This window comes from Halalkalibacter sp. HAAS-P014 (assembly GCF_056619965.1).
Map to the genome: position 1 here is coordinate 1 of NZ_JBWQTV010000020.1, position 18465 is coordinate 18465.

Below are 18465 nucleotides of genomic sequence, written 5' to 3' on the forward strand. Positions count from 1 at the left end.
GAGTAAGATTAAAAGGCAAGGGCGGCCTTTTAATCTTACTCCAGTGGTTGTTTGTTGGGGGTGCCTGGTTTTCTTGGGTATTTCTTTGGTGTTGTTTTCTCTTTTGTAATCCGAATAATATGGCGTTCACTCTCTTCAATTGGCAATGAAAAGAAGTCATCACTTACGACGTTTCCACCTAGAGTCTTAATTGCCTTTTGGGCGTCTTTTATTTCTTCTTGTCCTCCTGCACCCTTTAATGCAAGAAAGTCACCTTTTACTTTAACTAATGGCAAGCATAATTCGGAAAGAACGGAAAGACGGGCAACTGCACGTGCAGTTACAACATCATATTTTTCTCGAAACTTAGGATTTTGGCCAAACGTTTCGGCACGATCATGATGAAACGAAACATTTTCAAGCCCAAGCTCACTTGCTAAATGCTCCAAAAAGCCAATTCGCTTTTTAAGCGAATCTACAATGCTTACATGAACTTCAGGATAAATGATTTTTATCGGGATACTAGGGAACCCAGCTCCAGCCCCAACGTCGACTAGACGCTGTCCAGCAGTAAAATCGTAGTAAAAGCTAGCACTAATTGAGTCATAAAAATGTTTTAAATACACATCATCTTCGTCTGTGATGGCTGTTAAATTCATTTTCTCATTCCACTCAACTAGCAACTTGTAATACAACTGAAATTGCTGCTCTTGTTTTGCTGAAAGCTGAATTCCTTTGTCCTCTAATAAAGAACGAAACTGTTTTTTACTCATGATTACTCCCTATATGCTTATTTGGTTTTTGCTAGTCTTCCCTGCTCAAGGTAAACAAGGAGAATAGAAATATCAGCTGGATTTACACCTGATACTCGCGATGCTTGCCCGACTGAAAGTGGACGAACCTCTGCCAACTTATGTCTAGCTTCTGTAGCTAATCCATTAATTGCTGAGTAATCAAGATCCTCAGGAATTTTTTTGTTTTCCATCTTCTTTGAACGCTCTACTTGCTGCAGTTGTTTGCCGATATAACCTTCGTATTTCACTTGAATTTCTACTTGTTCAGCTATATCATCTGATAGTTCCTCAGATGGTGCTTCTACTACTTTTGCAACCTCTTTATATGTTAACTCCGGTCTTTTCAGAAGCATCGTAGCTCTTGTCGCCTCTTGCATCGGCGCTGATCCGGCTTCTGCTAACATTTCATTTACTTCATTTGAAGGCTTCACGATAATTCCTTCTAGTCTTTTCTTTTCCTTAGAGATTTGCTCTTTTTTCTTCAAGAAACGATCATAACGGTCTTTTGAAATCAATCCAATTTCATGGCCTAATTCGGTCAAGCGTAAGTCTGCATTATCATGGCGAAGCAATAAGCGATACTCAGCACGTGACGTTAGCAAACGATAAGGTTCGTTCGTTCCTTTTGTAACGAGATCATCAATTAATACGCCAATATATGCTTCTGAGCGATCCAGAATAATGCCTTCTTTTTCTTGTGCTTTTCTTGCAGCGTTGATTCCAGCTATAATTCCTTGTCCTGCAGCTTCCTCATATCCTGACGTACCGTTGATTTGACCTGCTGTAAAGAGTCCTGGTACTTTTTTCGTTTCAAGTGTTGGCCATAATTGAGTAGGTACCATCGCATCGTATTCAATTGCATAACCCGGTCGCATCATTCTTACATTTTGGAGACCAGGCACTGTTTTTAACATTTCTAATTGCACATCTTCAGGTAAACTTGTTGATAAACCTTGCACGTATACTTCAGATGTATTTCTTCCTTCTGGCTCCAAGAAAATTTGATGTCTTGGTTTGTCATTAAAACGGACAATTTTATCTTCTATTGACGGACAGTAACGTGGTCCTGTTCCTTCAATCATGCCAGAATACATTGGTGAACGACTTAAATTATTGTTAATAATTTGATGAGTATCTTCACTCGTGTATGTTAACCAGCAAGGCAATTGATCGGTAATGTATTTTGTTGTTTCATACGAGAATGCACGTGGTACATCATCCCCTGGTTGAATTTCAGTTTGATTATAATCAATTGTACTTCCATTTACTCGAGGTGGTGTCCCTGTCTTAAAACGAACCATGTCAAAACCTAATTCTTTTAGGTGGTAGGACAACTGTACAGAAGGCTGCATGTTGTTTGGACCACTTTCATACGCTAAGTCGCCAATAATAATTTTCCCTCTTAAGTAAGTACCTGTTGTTATGACGACTGCTTTCGCTTTGTATTCAGCACCAGTGTTTGTAATAACCCCTTGGCAAATACCGTCTTCAACAATGAGGCGCTCCACCATCCCTTGACGTAGCAATAGATTTTCATTTTCTTCAATTGTTTTTTTCATTTCATGTTGATAACTATATTTATCAGCTTGCGCTCGTAATGCACGTACTGCAGGGCCCTTCCCTGTATTCAGCATTCGCATTTGAATATGAGTCTTATCAATGTTACGACCCATTTCCCCACCTAATGCATCTATTTCCCTAACAACAATTCCTTTTGCAGGGCCTCCAACTGATGGATTACATGGCATATAAGCAACAGCATCTAAGTTCAATGTTAACATTAATGTTTTTGCTCCCATTCTTGCTGCTGCAAGTCCTGCCTCAACACCGGCATGGCCTGCACCAACAACAATGACATCGAATTCTCCACCTTGATAATTCATCTTTCTAACCTCCTTATAAAAGGGTGCTCTGTAACTGGGCACCTTGCTTACGTGAATGATTTTATTTTTTATTTTAAGTTCGTGCTTTAAAACTCTTATGGGGAGACTGACATAGCAATGGCTTCACTCACCGTGCGCCTTTTGGGGAAACCGCCCAAAAGGCTTAAAACCGTTTACGGTGGCTTCGCTCATTGCTTGAAAGTAATAGAAAAAGGTAAAGTTAGACCTTTTTCTATTACTTTCCTAGACAGAATTGGGCGAAGAGTTGGTCGATTAGGCTTTCTTGGACGCTGTCGCCGATAATTTCACCTAGTAGTTCCCATGTTCTTGTTACATCTATTTGGACCAGGTCAATCGGTACACCCATTTCGATTGCTTCGACAGCGTCTTCAATTGTTGACTTAGCTTGTTCCAAGAGAGCGATATGTCGCGTGTTAGATACGTATGTTACATCGTCTCCTTCTATATCTCCTTCAAAAAATAGATCAGCAATTGCTTGCTCAAGCTCCTCTACCCCTTCATCTTTAAGAAGAGATGTTGTAACGAGAGGACGGTCTGCTGTTAATTTTTTTACTTTTTCTAGATCGATCTTTTTCTCAACATCGGTTTTATTAACAATGACAATTACATTCATTTTTTCAACTGCTTCGAATAACGCTTCATCTTCAGATGATAACTCTTCTCCATAGTTTAACACCAAAAGGATCAAATCTGCCCTTTTTAACACTTCTCTAGATCGTTCCACACCGATTCTCTCAACGAGATCTTCAGTTTCCCTGATCCCTGCAGTATCAACAAGTCTCAGAGGTACACCTCTTACATTTACATACTCTTCTATAATATCTCTTGTTGTCCCAGCTACATCGGTTACGATTGCTTTGTTTTCATGTACGAGGCTATTTAATAAGGAAGATTTTCCAACATTCGGGCGCCCAACGATAACTGTTGATAAGCCTTCACGTAGTATTTTTCCTTGCTTCGCAGTTGAAAGAAGTTTATTTATTTCACTGATAACAAAATCAGCTTTTTCTTTTAATAGGCCATGTGTCATTTTTTCTGCATCATACTCGGGATAATCAATATTCACTTCTACATGTGCAACTGTTTCAAGCAATGCTTGGCGAAGCGTCTGTATTTTCCTTGATAAGAGCCCATCTAATTGATTCAAGGCAACGTTCATAGCTCGATCGGTTTTTGCACGAATTAAATCCATTACACCTTCAGCTTGTGACAAATCAATTCTGCCGTTTAAGAAAGCGCGTTTTGTAAATTCCCCAGGTTCAGCTAATCTTGCTCCATTTTTCAGTGCTAGTTGTAAGACTCTATTCACAGACAGGAGACCACCATGGCAGTTAATTTCAACGACATCTTCTCTAGTAAATGTCTTTGGTGCTCGCATAACAGAGATCATAGCCTCTTCCACTCGTTCGTTTGTTTTGGAATCAACAATATGTCCATAGACAATCGTATGAGATGGAACCTCAAAAAGTGGCGTTTTTCCACTATAAAGTTGGTCAGCTATTTTGATTGCATCATCTCCACTTAGGCGAACAATTCCTATTGCCCCTTCTCCAAGAGCTGTTGATATAGCTGCAATTGTATCAAATTCCACGTTCTTTCACCTCTCTTAATCAATATTCTCTTTATAAATAACTTTTATCGTATTTGTACTAGTATCGTCTTTACTTCCTTGATATATAGCCTTTCTCTCCTTTTTCTTCGATAACTTTTAAAGGAGAGTCCGTTCGATTGGAACACACTATAGAATAGCATAGCCTTAATTGAAATGCTATTTGTTTAAATGCAAAGAAAGAGAGGTTGTCTCATTATCGCTTGAGACAACCTCTCTAGTTCTATTTAACAGGCAAAACAACAATACGTCGATTTGCTCCTTTTCCTTCTGACTCTGTTTCAACACCTTGATAAGACTTCAGTGTTTCATGGATGATCTTTCGCTCAAGTGCATTCATCGGTTCTAGTGGTAAAGGTTGTTTCGTATCATTCACTTTTTTAGCCACTCTATAAGCGAGTTGAGCTAATACTTCCTTACGACGCTCACGGTAATTTTCTATATCAAGTTCAACACGTGTATACGACTGTTCGCTACGGTTACAAACCAAGTTTGTTAAGTATTCTAGGGATTCTAAGGTTTGCCCCTTCTTTCCTATTAATCGGCCAACATCTTCTGTCCCGCTTATTTCAAATAAAACACTTTGATTGGTAACCGATTTAGTCACTTTTGCATCTTGCCCCATCAGTGATACCGTTTTTTCTAAGAAAGATTGTGCTAATTCAACCGGATCAGGTAAAACACGGGCTTCAATTTTTGCAGGCTTCGAACCAATAATACCAAAAAAACCCTTTTGTGGTTCTTCAATGACACGGTAAGATAGTTTCTCTCTTGTTGTCTGCAATTCATTTATTGCATTAGCAATGGCCTCATCAACAGTTTTTCCTAAAACGGTTAAATACGTCACTTCTTCTTTCCTCCCTTTTTGCCCTTAGTCGATTGCTTAGAGGTTGTGGATTCTTCAACCTTTTTAGCGACATTTGGCCCGGTGATAAAGTAAGTTTGAGCAATCATAAAGATGTTACCAACAACCCAGTAAAGCGTAAGTGCTGTTGGAAGGAATAGCGCAAATACGACGATCATAACAGGCATCATATATAATAAAATCTTCATTTGAGGATTATCTTGAATCATCATCATCTTCTGTTGGATGTATGTTGTAATCCCCGCAACAATAGGAAGTAAGAAAATTGGATCTGGTGTTCCTAGTTCGAACCATAAAAACGGTTGATTTCCAATCTCCCCTGTACGCATAATTGCATGATAAAATCCAAGTAAAATTGGCATTTGAATAAACAACGGCAAACAACCCGCTAGTGGATTAACACCATGTTCTTGGAACATCGCCATCATTTCTTGTTGGAGTTTTTGTTGGGTCTTCTGATCTTTAGCGCTGTATTTTTCACGAAGCTTTTGCATTTCCGGCTGGATCGCTTGCATCGCTTTTGCACTCTTTGTTTGTTTAATCATCAAAGGTAAGATCAAAATACGCAATAGAATTGTAACGACAATAATTGATAGACCATAACTACCATTAAAAACGTCTGCAAAATAAATGATAATCCATGATAACGGATAGACAAAATAAGAATCCCAAAATCCTGTACTATCTTTCGTAATAGGCTCATCAATATTAAAGCAACCTGTCATTAGAACAAGAAGCCCTATCATCATGGCAACCAAGCCAAACTTTTTTAGCACGTGTTTTCCTCCTTGTCACTCTTTACTTCTTATATATATGAAAAGCCTACTCTATTAGAATACATTCCTTCATAGACTTAACGATTAGGTTTGCTTTGCCCTCTTAAGTACTCTTGCTTTCCTTAATACATGTAACAAACTCGATTCTACTTCTGAAAAGTTCATAGAAGCTGCTGGGTTTCTAGCAATCACAACGTAATCTGCATCTGGCGCAATAAGGTCTTCCTTTAAACGGAACACTTCCCTTATATAACGCTTCACTTGATTTCTTATCACTGCATTCCCAACTCTTTTGCTTACCGATAATCCAAGTCTAAATGACCCTTGTCCTTCTTTTGGTAACTTATAAAGAACAAACTGTCGATTTGCAACGGATTGTCCATTTTTAAACACCTTTGAGAAATCTTCATTTTTTTTGATCCGTTGCTCTTTTCTCAACTGTTACACTCCTTAACAAATAGAAATTTAATTCATTCCTATCTACTAAATACGCACTAAAACAAGAAAGAAAAAGACCACTGACATTCAGTGGCCTATGCAGATAATACTTTTCTTCCTTTACGACGACGACGAGCTAAAACATTACGGCCATTTTTTGTGCTCATACGTGCACGGAAACCGTGTACCTTTTTACGCTTACGATTATTCGGTTGGAATGTAGGTTTTTTCATTTATTACACCTCCCTGAGGATTAACTATATCTGAAAGACATTCTTGTAAATTATAAGGAACTTGGACCCTCTTTGTCAAGAAACACTTTTTAAGTGGAGTTAAATAGCCATCTCTACCCCACCCAACTACTTTGAACCATAACACTCTACTATGTCAAGTCTATTGAAAAATAAATTGTCTCCATATGAGTAGATGCTTTTTGATCGAAAGACCCCAACTTTCACAATGACCATTTTATCCACCTCTACAAAGTAATACAGAAAAATAATCCCACCTGTGGATAAACAAATCATGACAGTATTCGACTTCTCCATGACATTATCGACAAGTTACGCACATATCTTGTGTTGTGGATAAAAACAAAACACAAGATGCTGTGTTATGTGGATAAATACAACAAAGCATTGCGACTAGGGTCTTTTTTTGCTATGATTGAATTGTTTTCACTCGTGGATAAGTAAAATAAGCTTATTTTTATCCACAACCTGTGGGTAACATTGTGGACATCTTTCTTTAATTGTGAGTTAGTTTTTCCACAAGTTGTTCAAAAACAGAGAAATGACGCTTTTCTACTATATTATAATTTTTACACAAGTGCGTGTGAATGTATATTTATTCGACGGTATCCATCGACTTGTACAAAAGTTCGACAAGTGGGTGGCATTGTTCGTTATTTAGAAAAAAAGGAGGGAAAACATTTTGGAGAATATCCACGATTTATGGGAACAGGCCCTTGCTGAAATCGAAAAGAAGGTTAGCAAACCTAGTTTTGAAACATGGTTAAAAGCGACTAAAGCAAACGATATTCAAAATGACATGATTGTCATAACAGCACCAAATGAGTTTGCTCGTGATTGGCTTGAAGATCATTACGCTGAGTTAACCTCTGATACGATTGAACAGCTTACAGGAACACGTCTAAAACCCAAATTCGTTATCCCACAACATGAGATGGAAGATGATTTTGTGCCTGACCCTGTTCCTAAAAAACAAGCCAAACAAGAAGTGGCTGCCGATAATACATCTAAAACTATGTTAAACGATAAATACATGTTTGATACATTTGTCATCGGTTCCGGAAATCGTTTTGCTCATGCGGCATCTTTAGCTGTAGCTGAGGCACCGGCAAAAGCATATAACCCACTTTTTATATATGGTGGAGTTGGACTAGGAAAAACACACTTAATGCACGCAATTGGCCACTACGTCATGGACCATAATCCAGATGCGAAAGTCGTTTACTTATCATCAGAGAAATTTACAAATGAATTTATTAACTCAATCCGCGATAACAAGGCGGTTCATTTTCGTAATAAATATCGTAATGTTGATGTTCTTCTTATAGATGATATTCAGTTTTTAGCTGGAAAAGAACAAACACAGGAAGAATTTTTCCATACATTTAATGCTTTACATGAAGAATCGAAACAAATTGTCATCTCAAGTGATCGGCCACCTAAAGAAATCCCAACACTAGAAGATCGATTACGCTCACGTTTTGAGTGGGGGCTAATTACTGATATCACACCACCTGACCTAGAGACGAGAATTGCCATTTTAAGAAAAAAGGCAAAGGCAGAAAACCTAGACATTCCAAATGAAGTCATGCTGTATATCGCCAATCAAATCGATACAAACATTAGAGAGTTAGAAGGAGCACTCATTCGAGTTGTCGCGTACTCATCATTAATTAATCAAGACATGAATGCTGATTTAGCAGCAGAAGCTTTAAAAGATATTATTCCTAATTCAAAACCGAAAATTCTGACGATCACTGATATTCAAAAACTAGTCGGTGAACATTATCATGTTAAATTAGAAGACTTCAAAGCTAAAAAACGCACGAAGTCTGTCGCTTTTCCACGCCAAATTGCAATGTATCTATCAAGAGAATTAACTGATTCTTCATTGCCTAAAATAGGAAGTGAGTTTGGTGGAAGGGATCATACTACCGTCATCCACGCTCACGAAAAAATATCAAAATTATTAGCTAGTGATCAAGAGTTACAAGAGAAGGTCCAAGAATTAATAGATTTATTACGGACATAGTTATTGTTAACACTGTGAATAAAATGAACCAGCCTATTAACACATTACTAACATGTGGATAGGCTGGTATTTTACTTAAATATCGAGTTATCCACAAACTCACAGCCCCTATTACTATTATTACTATCTTTTTTAAAACATAAATATATTATTAAGGAGTTTTGACATGCGTTTTATTATTGATCGAGATCGTTTTGTTCACGATGTTCAAAATGTAGCAAAAGCAGTATCTTCTAGAACCACAATACCTATTTTGACAGGAATTAAAATTGTAGCTGGTGAGGATGGACTAACTCTTACTGGGAGTGACTCTGATGTTTCGATTGAAGTGTTTATTCCAACAGAAGAAGAAGGTTCAGAAATCGTACGAATTGAAGAAAAAGGCAGTATCGTATTACAAGCTCGTTTCTTTGCTGAGATTGTCAAGAAATTACCTGGTGAAAAAATTGAATTAAGTGTTCAAGACCAGTTCGCTACTACAATTCGCTCTGCCTCGTCGGTTTTTAATTTAAATGGTCTAGACCCTGAAGAATATCCACGGCTCCCTCAACTTGAGGAAGATCTACTATTCCGTTTACCTCAAGATGTATTGAAAAATATGATTCGCCAAACAGTATTTGCAGTGTCCACTCAAGAAACACGCCCTGTGTTGACAGGTGTAAACTTGGAAACAGAAAGTGGAGAGTTGGTCTGTACTGCAACAGATAGTCATCGTCTTGCAATGAGAAAAGCAACGATTGAAAAAAACGATGATGAACTAACATTTTCTAATGTTGTCATTCCTGGAAAAAGCTTAAATGAGCTAAGTAAAATTATTGATGATTCTAATGAGTTGATTGACGTTGTTGTTACTGAGAATCAAGTTTTATTTAAATTAAAGAACTTACTTTTCTTCTCTAGATTACTGGAAGGGAAATATCCGGTTACAAAAAGCATGATTCCAAATCAATCGAAAACAACATTGACTGTTAAAACAAAACCGTTTTTACAGACGCTTGAACGTGCTCTTCTTTTATCTAGAGAAGGAAAGAACAATGTTATTAACTTAAAAACTTTAGAAAATAGCAGTGTGGAAATTACTTCTATATCCCCTGAAGTAGGGAAAGTAACGGAAAATATTGAAACTGAAATCCAAGGAGAGGAAATGAGAATTTCCTTTAACGGTAAAAATATTATTGATGCGTTAAAAGTTGTTGATAGTGAAGAAGTCAATATTACATTCACAGGTGCAATGAGTCCGTTTGTCATTCGACCGATCGACCATGATAATTATTTACATCTATTTTCACCTGTTCGTACGTATTAAGCAGAAGAACAAAAAGGGCAAAACCGGTCCTTATGAAAAGCAAGGGCTATGCTCGACGTGCGATTTTTTGAGAAGAGCGTTCAAAAATCTTAAGACATAACGTCGGCTTCGCACCTTGCATAGCAGAAGAACAAAAAGGGCAAAAGCCGCCCTTATGAGAAGCAAGGGCTACGCTCGACGTGCGATTTTTGAGAAGAGCGTTCAAAAATCTTAAGACATAACGTCGGCTTCGCACCTTACATAGCAGAAGAACAAAAAGGGCAAAAGCCGCCCTTTTTGTTCTTCTGCTGGTAAAAAGATCGTACGTTTAGTACAATATAGTTAGATAATAAAATGAACGAGAAACGAGACAGCAACTCACGTATTGGATTGCTGTCTTCACTACTTTGCTGCATAGGTGGCTTAATTATTTTTAAAAGAAAGAGTGATAAAAGGTGAATTCAATCGTCATTTCAACAGCTTACATAACGTTAGGGCAAATGCTTAAGGAAGCTGGAGTTATTGATACTGGTGGTATGGCTAAGTGGTACCTTTCAGAGTTTGTTGTGTATGTAAACGAAGAGGAAGAGAATCGTCGGGGGAAAAAGTTAGTACCAGGTGATATTGTAACTCTTGAAGATGGAACAAAATTTCAAATCGCAGCGAAGTAGGGGGAATCCCTTTTGTATGTAGAGCAACTTACTCTAAGGCAGTTTCGCAATTATAAAAATGTGGAATTAGCTTTTGATCGACAAGTGAATGTTTTTCTTGGAGAAAACGCTCAAGGAAAAACCAATATACTTGAGGCCATTTTTGTTTTAGCTCTTGCTAAGTCTCATCGTACGTCCAAAGATAAAGAATTAATTAGTTGGGGAGAGGAATTCGCACGGATTAAAGGTTTAATCACCAAAAAGAACAATTCACTTGATATGGAGCTCATTGTGTCTGTAAAAGGTAAAAAGGGCAAAATCAATGGACTCGAACAAAAGAAACTAAGTGAATACATTGGTTCAGCCAATGTTGTTATGTTTGCACCTGAAGATTTAAACCTTGTAAAAGGAAGTCCTCAAACACGAAGAAGATTCTTAGACATGGAGTTAGGACAAATCAGTCGAATTTATTTACACCATTTAGGTATGTATCAAAAAGTTTTAAAGCAACGGAATCATTTGTTGAAGACCCTTCAATTTGGAAAGGGCTCTAACGATATGTTAGATATTTTAACGGACCAAATGATTGTGTTAGCTGCAGAAGTGACGATTCGAAGATACGGGTTCATTAAACGACTCCAGAAGTGGGCAGAACAAATTCATCATGATATAAGCAGAGGGAAGGAAAAATTAGAAATACACTATCTCTCGTCTGCAGACGTATCAGAAGAGATGGATTTGTCGAAACTAAAAGAAGGGTTTTATGAGACGTACGAAAAGAAACGAGCTCAAGAGATTCAAAGAGGTGTTACTTTATTTGGTCCTCATCGTGATGATCTTGGTTTTTCTATTAATGAGCGCGATGTCCAAACATATGGTTCTCAAGGACAGCAGAGAACAACAGCACTTGGACTTAAGTTAGCCGAAATTGAATTAATTTATTCAGAAATAGGAGAGTATCCTATTCTTCTTTTGGATGATGTTTTATCGGAGTTGGATGATTATAGACAATCACATCTCCTGAAAACAATTCAAGATCGGGTTCAAACATTTGTAACAACGACAAACGTAAGCGGGATTGATGAGAAAACATTAAGGCAAGCAGCTGTTTTTCATGTTTCAGAAGGTACTATTACTAGGTAATGTGAGGCGGTGAAGCAATTGTTTATCCATTTAGGTGGAGACGTCATTATTAGGTCTAAAGATATTATTGCTATTTTAAACAGTGATGTAAAAGATGAATCATCTATTACAGACACATACCTGAAAGAAGAAGAAAAACGTAAGAAGAAGACGATTATTTCTGAGGATTATATCAAATCTATTGTCTTAACGAATACAGAGATATTTTATTCACCTGTCTCTTCGCTAACTTTGAATCGTAGAGCACAAGGGAAAGCGATTTTAGATCTTCATCATGAACATGAAAGAGAGGAAGAGACACCTTGAATTTGATGGTCATTGTTGTAAGTTAGGGCATTACGATAAAATTATCTGTCCAAAAAGGTATTAGTTATAACAGTTAATTTGCACATTTCATTTATAAATATACCAAAAGGGGAAGCTACCTTTTGTTGTTGATAAATTAATTTCAAAGCTTGAGACTAGTGGTAATGCATCGATTATGAAGAATGAAGGTGAACAAAGTGACGAATGAACAACATTCTGAACAACAGTCTTATGATGAAAGTCAAATACAAGTTTTAGAAGGACTAGAAGCAGTTCGCAAACGTCCTGGTATGTATATAGGTTCAACTAGCAGTCGTGGATTGCATCATCTCGTTTGGGAAATTGTTGATAATAGTATCGACGAGGCTATGGCGGGATATTGCGATACAATCAAAGTAACGATAGAAGAAGATAACAGCATAACTGTTGAAGACAATGGACGAGGTATCCCGGTCGGTATCCAAGAGAAAATGGGGCGACCAGCCGTAGAAGTTATTTTAACTGTTCTTCATGCAGGTGGTAAATTCGGTGGCGGTGGCTATAAAGTTTCTGGAGGATTGCACGGTGTAGGTGCTTCTGTAGTTAACGCACTTTCAACAACGCTTGAAGTTAATGTTCATCGTGAAGGGAAAATCCATTATCAAAAGTATCATAAAGGTGTTCCGGCAGCAGATTTAGAGGTAGTTGGCGAAACGGAGAAAACAGGAACCATTATTAACTTCAAACCAGACGGGAGTATCTTTCAAGAAACGACTGTTTATGAATATGATATATTGGCCAACCGCTTACGTGAACTAGCTTTCTTAAATAAAGGCTTAACTATTATAATTGCTGACAAACGAGAAGAGGACAAAGAGGCTACTTATTATTATGAGGGTGGAATTGGGTCTTTTGTTGAACATTTAAATCGTTCAAAAGAAGTACTTCATGAGGAGCCGATCCATATTGAAGGCGAAAAAGATGGACTGACTGTCGAAGTCGCTGTGCAATATAACGATAGTTACACAAGCAACATCTATTCATTTGCTAACAACATTAATACACATGAGGGCGGAACGCATGAATCCGGCTTTAAGACAGGACTAACACGTGTTATTAATGATTATGCAAGAAAAAATAATTTATTTAAAGAGGCAGACCCGAATTTAACTGGAGACGATGTTCGAGAAGGATTAACAGCTATTATCTCAGTTAAGATACCGGACCCTCAATTTGAAGGACAAACGAAAACAAAGTTAGGGAACAGTGAAGCACGTACGATTACTGATTCGCTATTCAGTGAGCATTTTGCACGCTTTTTAATTGAACATCCACAAGTAGCAAAGAAAATTGTCGAAAAGGGACTTATGGCTTCAAGAGCGAGAGAGGCAGCTAAAAAGGCTCGAGAATTGACGAGACGTAAAAGTGCCCTTGAGGTAAGCTCTTTACCAGGGAAGCTAGCAGACTGTTCATCGAAAGATGCTTCAATTAGTGAGATTTACATTGTTGAGGGAGATTCAGCAGGTGGATCTGCTAAACAAGGGCGTGACCGACATTTCCAAGCAATCTTACCCCTTCGTGGAAAAATTTTAAACGTAGAAAAGGCAAGATTAGATAAAATCCTTGCGAACAACGAAATACGTGCAATGATAACTGCGTTTGGGACAGGAATTGGTGCGGATTTCGATATCGAAAAGGCACGTTACCACAAAATTATTATCATGACGGATGCCGATGTTGATGGTGCTCATATTCGAACTTTAATATTGACATTTTTCTATCGTTATATGCGCCCATTAATTGAACAAGGATATGTGTATATTGCTCAACCACCTCTTTATCAAGTAAAACAAGGGAAAAATGTAAATTATGTATATACAGATAAAGAATTAGAAGAAGCATTAAAAGATGTAGCAGATAGAGAAAAAGTAGGCATTCAACGGTATAAAGGTTTAGGGGAAATGAACCCCACTCAATTATGGGAAACAACAATGGACCCGGAACATCGTACGGTTCTTCAAGTGAAACTAGAAGATGCGATGAAAGCCGATGAAATATTTGAAATTTTGATGGGTGATCGTGTAGAACCACGTCGTGACTTTATCGAAGAGAACGCGCAATACGTGCAAAATCTGGATATATAGGCGTGGAGATGGAGGTTTAGATAAATGGCTGAGCAAGATCGATCTAGAGTTGTAGAAAGAAATATTAGTCAGGAAATGAAGACATCCTTTATGGATTACGCGATGAGTGTTATCGTCAGTCGCGCTCTACCTGATGTTCGTGATGGGTTGAAACCAGTACATCGTCGTATTTTATTTGCGATGAATGAGTTAGGCATTACTGCAGATAAGTCTTATAAAAAGTCGGCAAGGATTGTTGGTGAAGTAATCGGGAAATATCATCCACATGGTGATTCAGCTGTTTACGAAACAATGGTTCGTATGGCACAAGATTTTAGCTTCCGGTACATGTTAGTTGATGGACACGGGAACTTTGGTTCGGTTGATGGCGACTCGGCAGCTGCCATGCGTTATACAGAAGCAAAAATGTCAAAAATTTCAATGGAACTTGTTCGGGACATTAATAAAGATACGATTGATTATCAAGATAACTATGATGGAAGTGAACGTGAACCAATTGTGTTGCCATCGCGTTTTCCAAACCTATTAGTAAATGGAGCTTCTGGTATTGCGGTAGGGATGGCTACAAACATCCCTCCCCATCAATTAGGTGAAGTCATTGATGGAGTATTGGCATTATCAAAAAACCAGGATATTTCAATCCCTGAATTGATGGAGTATATTCCTGGACCAGATTTTCCAACTGGAGCAGAAATTTTAGGAAGGTCAGGCATTCGCAAAGCTTATCAAACTGGTCGAGGTTCCATCACTTTACGAGCTAAGTCATTTATTGAAGATAACAATGGCAAACCACGTATTATTTTTACTGAAATTCCATACCAAGTAAACAAAGCACGCCTAATTGAAAAGATTGCTGAGTTGGTTCGTGATAAAAAAATTGATGGAATTACCGACTTACGTGATGAATCAGATCGTACAGGCATGCGTATTGTAATTGAACTGCGTCGTGATGCGAATGCAAATGTATTGCTTAATAATTTATATAAGCAAACAGCACTTCAATCCAGTTTCGGGATCAATCTATTGGCGCTTGTAAAAGGACAACCGAAAGTTCTTAATTTGAAGGAGTGCCTCGAGCATTATTTAGAGCACCAAGTAGAAGTCATTCGCCGTCGTACTGCATTTGAACTTAGAAAAGCGGAAGCTCGTGCTCATATTTTAGAAGGTTTGCGAGTAGCACTTGACCACCTTGATGAAGTGATTAATCTTATTCGAGCATCACAAACAACTGAAATTGCTCGAAATGGATTGATGGAACGATTTGAACTAAGTTATGAACAAGCGCAAGCCATTCTAGATATGCGTCTTCAACGTTTAACTGGTTTAGAACGGGACAAGATTGAAGGAGAGTATCAAGAGTTAATTGCTCGTATTGCCGAATTAAAAGCAATTTTAGCTGATGAAGAAAAAGTATTAGAAATCATTCGTGAAGAGCTACTAGCAATAAAAGAAAGGTTCAATGATGAACGTCGCACGGTTATCTCAATGAGTGAGGACCATTTAGAAGATGAAGACTTAATTCCTCGTTCTAATATTGCGATTACAATTTCTCACAATGGCTACATTAAACGTTTGCCAATTTCAACCTATCGCAATCAAAAACGTGGTGGAAAAGGGATACAAGCAATGGGAACAAATGATAATGATTTTGTTCAACACTTGTTTACAACAAGCTCTCATCACACTATTCTCTTCTTTACGAATAAAGGAAAGGTTTATCGTCTAAAAGGCTATGAAATTCCTGAACTTGGTCGGACTGCTAAAGGGATTCCAATTATTAACCTCCTTCAGATCGAACAAGGAGAGTATGTAAGTACTGTTATTCCAATTGAAGAGTTTACAGAAGATGCTTATTTATTTTTCCTTACAAAATACGGTGTTGCCAAACGAACTGATTTATCTTCTTTTGCAAATATCCGTAAAGGTGGATTATTTGCAATTAATCTAAGGGAAGACGATGAATTACATGATGTTCGACTAACTGACGGCAAACAAGACCTAATAATTGGAACAAAACAAGGTATGTCGATTCGTTTCCCTGAAACAGATGTACGTCTAATGGGGAGAACAGCAGCTGGTGTCAGAGGTATTTCTCTTTCTCAGGATGACCACGTTGTCGGGATGGATATTATTGAAGAGGGACACGATGTGTTAATTGTTACAGAAAAAGGGTACGGAAAACGTACACCAATTGAAGAGTACCGTGTTCAAAATCGTGGTGGTAAAGGGATTAAAACTTGTAACATCACAGAACGTAATGGTTCGCTTGTATCTTTGAAAGTTGTTTCCTCTGAACATGATATTATGATCATCACCGCTAGTGGTGTTATCATTCGAACTCAAGTGGAAGGGATATCAACAACTGGACGTAATACGCAAGGAGTTACGTTAATTCGCGTTAATGAAGATGAAGAAGTATCAACTGTTGCTAGAGTTGATATCGATGATGATGATGAAACGATTGAAGAGATAGACGATGCAGAGTTAGATGAAACAACTGAACCTGCTAATGAAGTTGCACCTAATGAAGTTGAACAGGAAGAAACTGAACCTGAAGAAAATGAAGAATAAATATGTTTAGAGACTGTTGAGGCAATACTCAGCAGTCTTTTTTTTTAGTTCAAAATAGTATAATAAAAAAACCTGCATAAAACTTCCTTTTCCTGGTACTTTTCTTGGGGTATAATACTACTATAAGTGTCGCTAAAGAGAGAGGGATTCTTAGATGAGGGTGAAACTAGCACAGTTGGTAAAAGGTTGTATTTTAACACAAGATGTTGATGGTTTAAGAGATTTACCGATTATAAGGAAAAACACTGTCCTTACAGAAGAACATATTAATGTGTTAAATGTTTTTCTAATAGAAGCAGTTGAAGTTGAGCCATTACTAGCCAATGGTGATAAGTTTATGCCTTCCGTTATTGAAGAGGTGGTTGCTGAAGTAGATCAATATAGTGTCACTAAAACAAAACATGATGATTTCGTTTATCAATACTTAGATGCCGTGAAACAGTATAGGAAGCTATTTCAGGGTTGGCAGTCGGGGAACTATATTGAATTGGTTAAAGTTCGAGAAGTTTTTATTCCACTTTTTGATAGGATTATTAAGGAACCAGGTAACCTTCTGAAGCTTCACCATTATAGTGATAAAGAAGATTATCTTTCCCACCACTCTGTTTACATAGGATTGTTAGCCACTTATCTAGGCTACAAATTGCAATATTCTAAAGGGCAATGGCTTCAAATAGGATTTAGTGCAGTGTTGGCTGATGCTGGGATGTCCAAGATTTCACCTAGTATTCTAACAAAACCAGGCCCACTAACTTCTGACGAATTTGATGAGGTGAAAAAACATCCTATTTATAGTTATAAAATGTTGCAAAATGTTAAGGGGATTTCAGAAGCTGTTTTAGTCGCAGTTTTACAACATCATGAGCGTCCAGATAAAAGTGGTTACCCACTAGGGGTGGGTTCAAACAAGATACATGAATTTAGCAAAGTAATATCAGTTGCTGATGTCTACCATGCAATGACATCTGAACGAAATTATCGTGCTAAAAAGTCTCCTTTTCAAGTATTAGAGGAAATTTCTAAAGAACAATTCGGCAAGTTCGATGTTAAAGTGGTCCAAACATTAATGCATAGTTTAATTCAACTAGCAGTTGGGAGTGAAGTACGCTTAAACAATGGTTCTATAGCGGAAATTGTTTTTTTTGACCAGGAAGCACCAACAAGGCCTATGGTTAAATTGACCACGACAAAGGAAATTATTCAATTAAGTCAACAACCATCACTTTTCATAGAAGAAATTATTTAAAGAAAATACTTGCATAATATAATTATTCTATGGTATATTATTTCTTGTCGCCAAGAGCGATAAAAAAATAATAAAACGTTGTTGACATTTAAAATTCGTTTTGTTATGATTTAAAAGTCGCAAAAAAACGACTCCAGAGTTCTTTGAAAACTGAACAAAAGCCAAGCGAAATAGAGATACATGATATCTCAGGGATTTTCAAGAAAATCCCAACGTAGAAATTTACCCGATAGGGCAAATTTCATCCGAATTATTATTGCATTGCTAGCGTGATGCAGATTGAGCTAATCAGCTTACCATTTTCATGGAGAGTTTGATCCTGGCTCAGGACGAACGCTGGCGGCGTGCCTAATACATGCAAGTCGAGCGAACCAATTAAGAGCTTGCTCTTATGAGGTTAGCGGCGGACGGGTGAGTAACACGTGGGCAACCTGCCCTGTAGACTGGGATAACATCGAGAAATCGGTGCTAATACCGGGTAATAGAATGAACG

The 18465-nt window shown here is 37.7% G+C and carries 15 protein-coding genes and 1 rRNA gene; 9 read left to right on the forward strand and 7 right to left on the reverse strand.

Features of this window, described 5'->3' with window-relative positions; genetic code table 11:
• Nucleotides 1-35: 35 nt before the first annotated feature.
• The 7 genes from rsmG to rpmH all read right to left on the reverse strand — a co-directional run bounded on the left by rsmG (nt 36) and on the right by rpmH (nt 6598).
• Nucleotides 36-752, reverse strand: coding sequence for a 16S rRNA (guanine(527)-N(7))-methyltransferase RsmG (gene rsmG, locus AC1FXZ_RS16555; protein ID WP_480055651.1), 717 nt, complete (start codon nt 750-752; stop codon nt 36-38).
• Between the two features lie 17 nt (nt 753-769).
• Nucleotides 770-2656: a tRNA uridine-5-carboxymethylaminomethyl(34) synthesis enzyme MnmG gene (gene mnmG, locus AC1FXZ_RS16560; protein WP_480055653.1), complete on the reverse strand. Its 1887-nt coding sequence runs from the start codon at nt 2654-2656 to the stop codon at nt 770-772.
• Between the two features lie 235 nt (nt 2657-2891).
• Entirely contained in the window at nt 2892-4268 is a 1377-nt protein-coding gene (gene mnmE, locus AC1FXZ_RS16565) for a tRNA uridine-5-carboxymethylaminomethyl(34) synthesis GTPase MnmE (RefSeq protein ID WP_480055655.1), read from the reverse strand.
• A gap of 241 nt (nt 4269-4509) precedes the next feature.
• Nucleotides 4510-5133: an RNA-binding cell elongation regulator Jag/EloR gene (jag, locus tag AC1FXZ_RS16570; RefSeq protein ID WP_480055657.1), complete on the reverse strand. Its 624-nt coding sequence runs from the start codon at nt 5131-5133 to the stop codon at nt 4510-4512.
• A complete protein-coding gene (gene spoIIIJ, locus AC1FXZ_RS16575) occupies nt 5130-5927 on the reverse strand; it encodes a YidC family membrane integrase SpoIIIJ (protein ID WP_480055659.1) in 798 nt (265 codons plus the stop codon). The genes jag and spoIIIJ overlap by 4 nt, the downstream gene beginning before the upstream one ends.
• 84 nt (nt 5928-6011) lie before the next feature.
• Complete coding sequence (rnpA, locus tag AC1FXZ_RS16580) at nt 6012-6365, reverse strand: ribonuclease P protein component (RefSeq protein ID WP_480055661.1); 354 nt, start codon at nt 6363-6365, stop codon at nt 6012-6014.
• A 95-nt stretch (nt 6366-6460) separates the two neighbouring features.
• Nucleotides 6461-6598 (reverse strand): 50S ribosomal protein L34, encoded by a 138-nt coding sequence (gene rpmH / locus AC1FXZ_RS16585; protein ID WP_480055663.1) that lies wholly within the window; start codon nt 6596-6598, stop codon nt 6461-6463.
• A 700-nt stretch (nt 6599-7298) separates the two neighbouring features.
• Between rpmH and dnaA the strand changes: the two genes are divergently transcribed.
• The 9 genes from dnaA to AC1FXZ_RS16630 all read left to right on the forward strand — a co-directional run.
• The gene (gene dnaA, locus AC1FXZ_RS16590; RefSeq protein WP_480055665.1) at nt 7299-8648 is read left to right on the forward strand and encodes a chromosomal replication initiator protein DnaA; all 1350 of its coding nucleotides are present in this window, start codon (nt 7299-7301) and stop codon (nt 8646-8648) included.
• A 166-nt stretch (nt 8649-8814) separates the two neighbouring features.
• Complete coding sequence (dnaN, locus tag AC1FXZ_RS16595; RefSeq protein WP_480055667.1) at nt 8815-9954, forward strand: DNA polymerase III subunit beta; 1140 nt, start codon at nt 8815-8817, stop codon at nt 9952-9954.
• A gap of 434 nt (nt 9955-10388) precedes the next feature.
• Nucleotides 10389-10604, forward strand: coding sequence for a S4 domain-containing protein YaaA (yaaA, locus tag AC1FXZ_RS16600; protein WP_480055669.1), 216 nt, complete (start codon nt 10389-10391; stop codon nt 10602-10604).
• 12 nt (nt 10605-10616) lie between these two features.
• A complete protein-coding gene (recF, locus tag AC1FXZ_RS16605; RefSeq protein ID WP_480055671.1) occupies nt 10617-11726 on the forward strand; it encodes a DNA replication/repair protein RecF in 1110 nt (369 codons plus the stop codon).
• Nucleotides 11727-11744: 18 nt separating this feature from the next.
• On the forward strand, nt 11745-12032 hold the full coding sequence (gene remB, locus AC1FXZ_RS16610; protein ID WP_480055673.1) for an extracellular matrix regulator RemB: 288 nt from the start codon (nt 11745-11747) through the stop codon (nt 12030-12032).
• 182 nt (nt 12033-12214) lie between these two features.
• Complete coding sequence (gyrB, locus tag AC1FXZ_RS16615) at nt 12215-14155, forward strand: DNA topoisomerase (ATP-hydrolyzing) subunit B (protein WP_480055675.1); 1941 nt, start codon at nt 12215-12217, stop codon at nt 14153-14155.
• Between the two features lie 24 nt (nt 14156-14179).
• On the forward strand, nt 14180-16726 hold the full coding sequence (gene gyrA, locus AC1FXZ_RS16620) for a DNA gyrase subunit A (protein ID WP_480055677.1): 2547 nt from the start codon (nt 14180-14182) through the stop codon (nt 16724-16726).
• Between the two features lie 154 nt (nt 16727-16880).
• Nucleotides 16881-17972 carry an HD-GYP domain-containing protein gene (locus AC1FXZ_RS16625; protein ID WP_480055679.1) on the forward strand — a complete coding sequence of 364 codons (1092 nt, stop codon included), beginning with the start codon at nt 16881-16883 and terminating at the stop codon, nt 17970-17972.
• Between the two features lie 301 nt (nt 17973-18273).
• Nucleotides 18274-18465 (forward strand): 16S ribosomal RNA (locus AC1FXZ_RS16630); the annotation flags it as partial.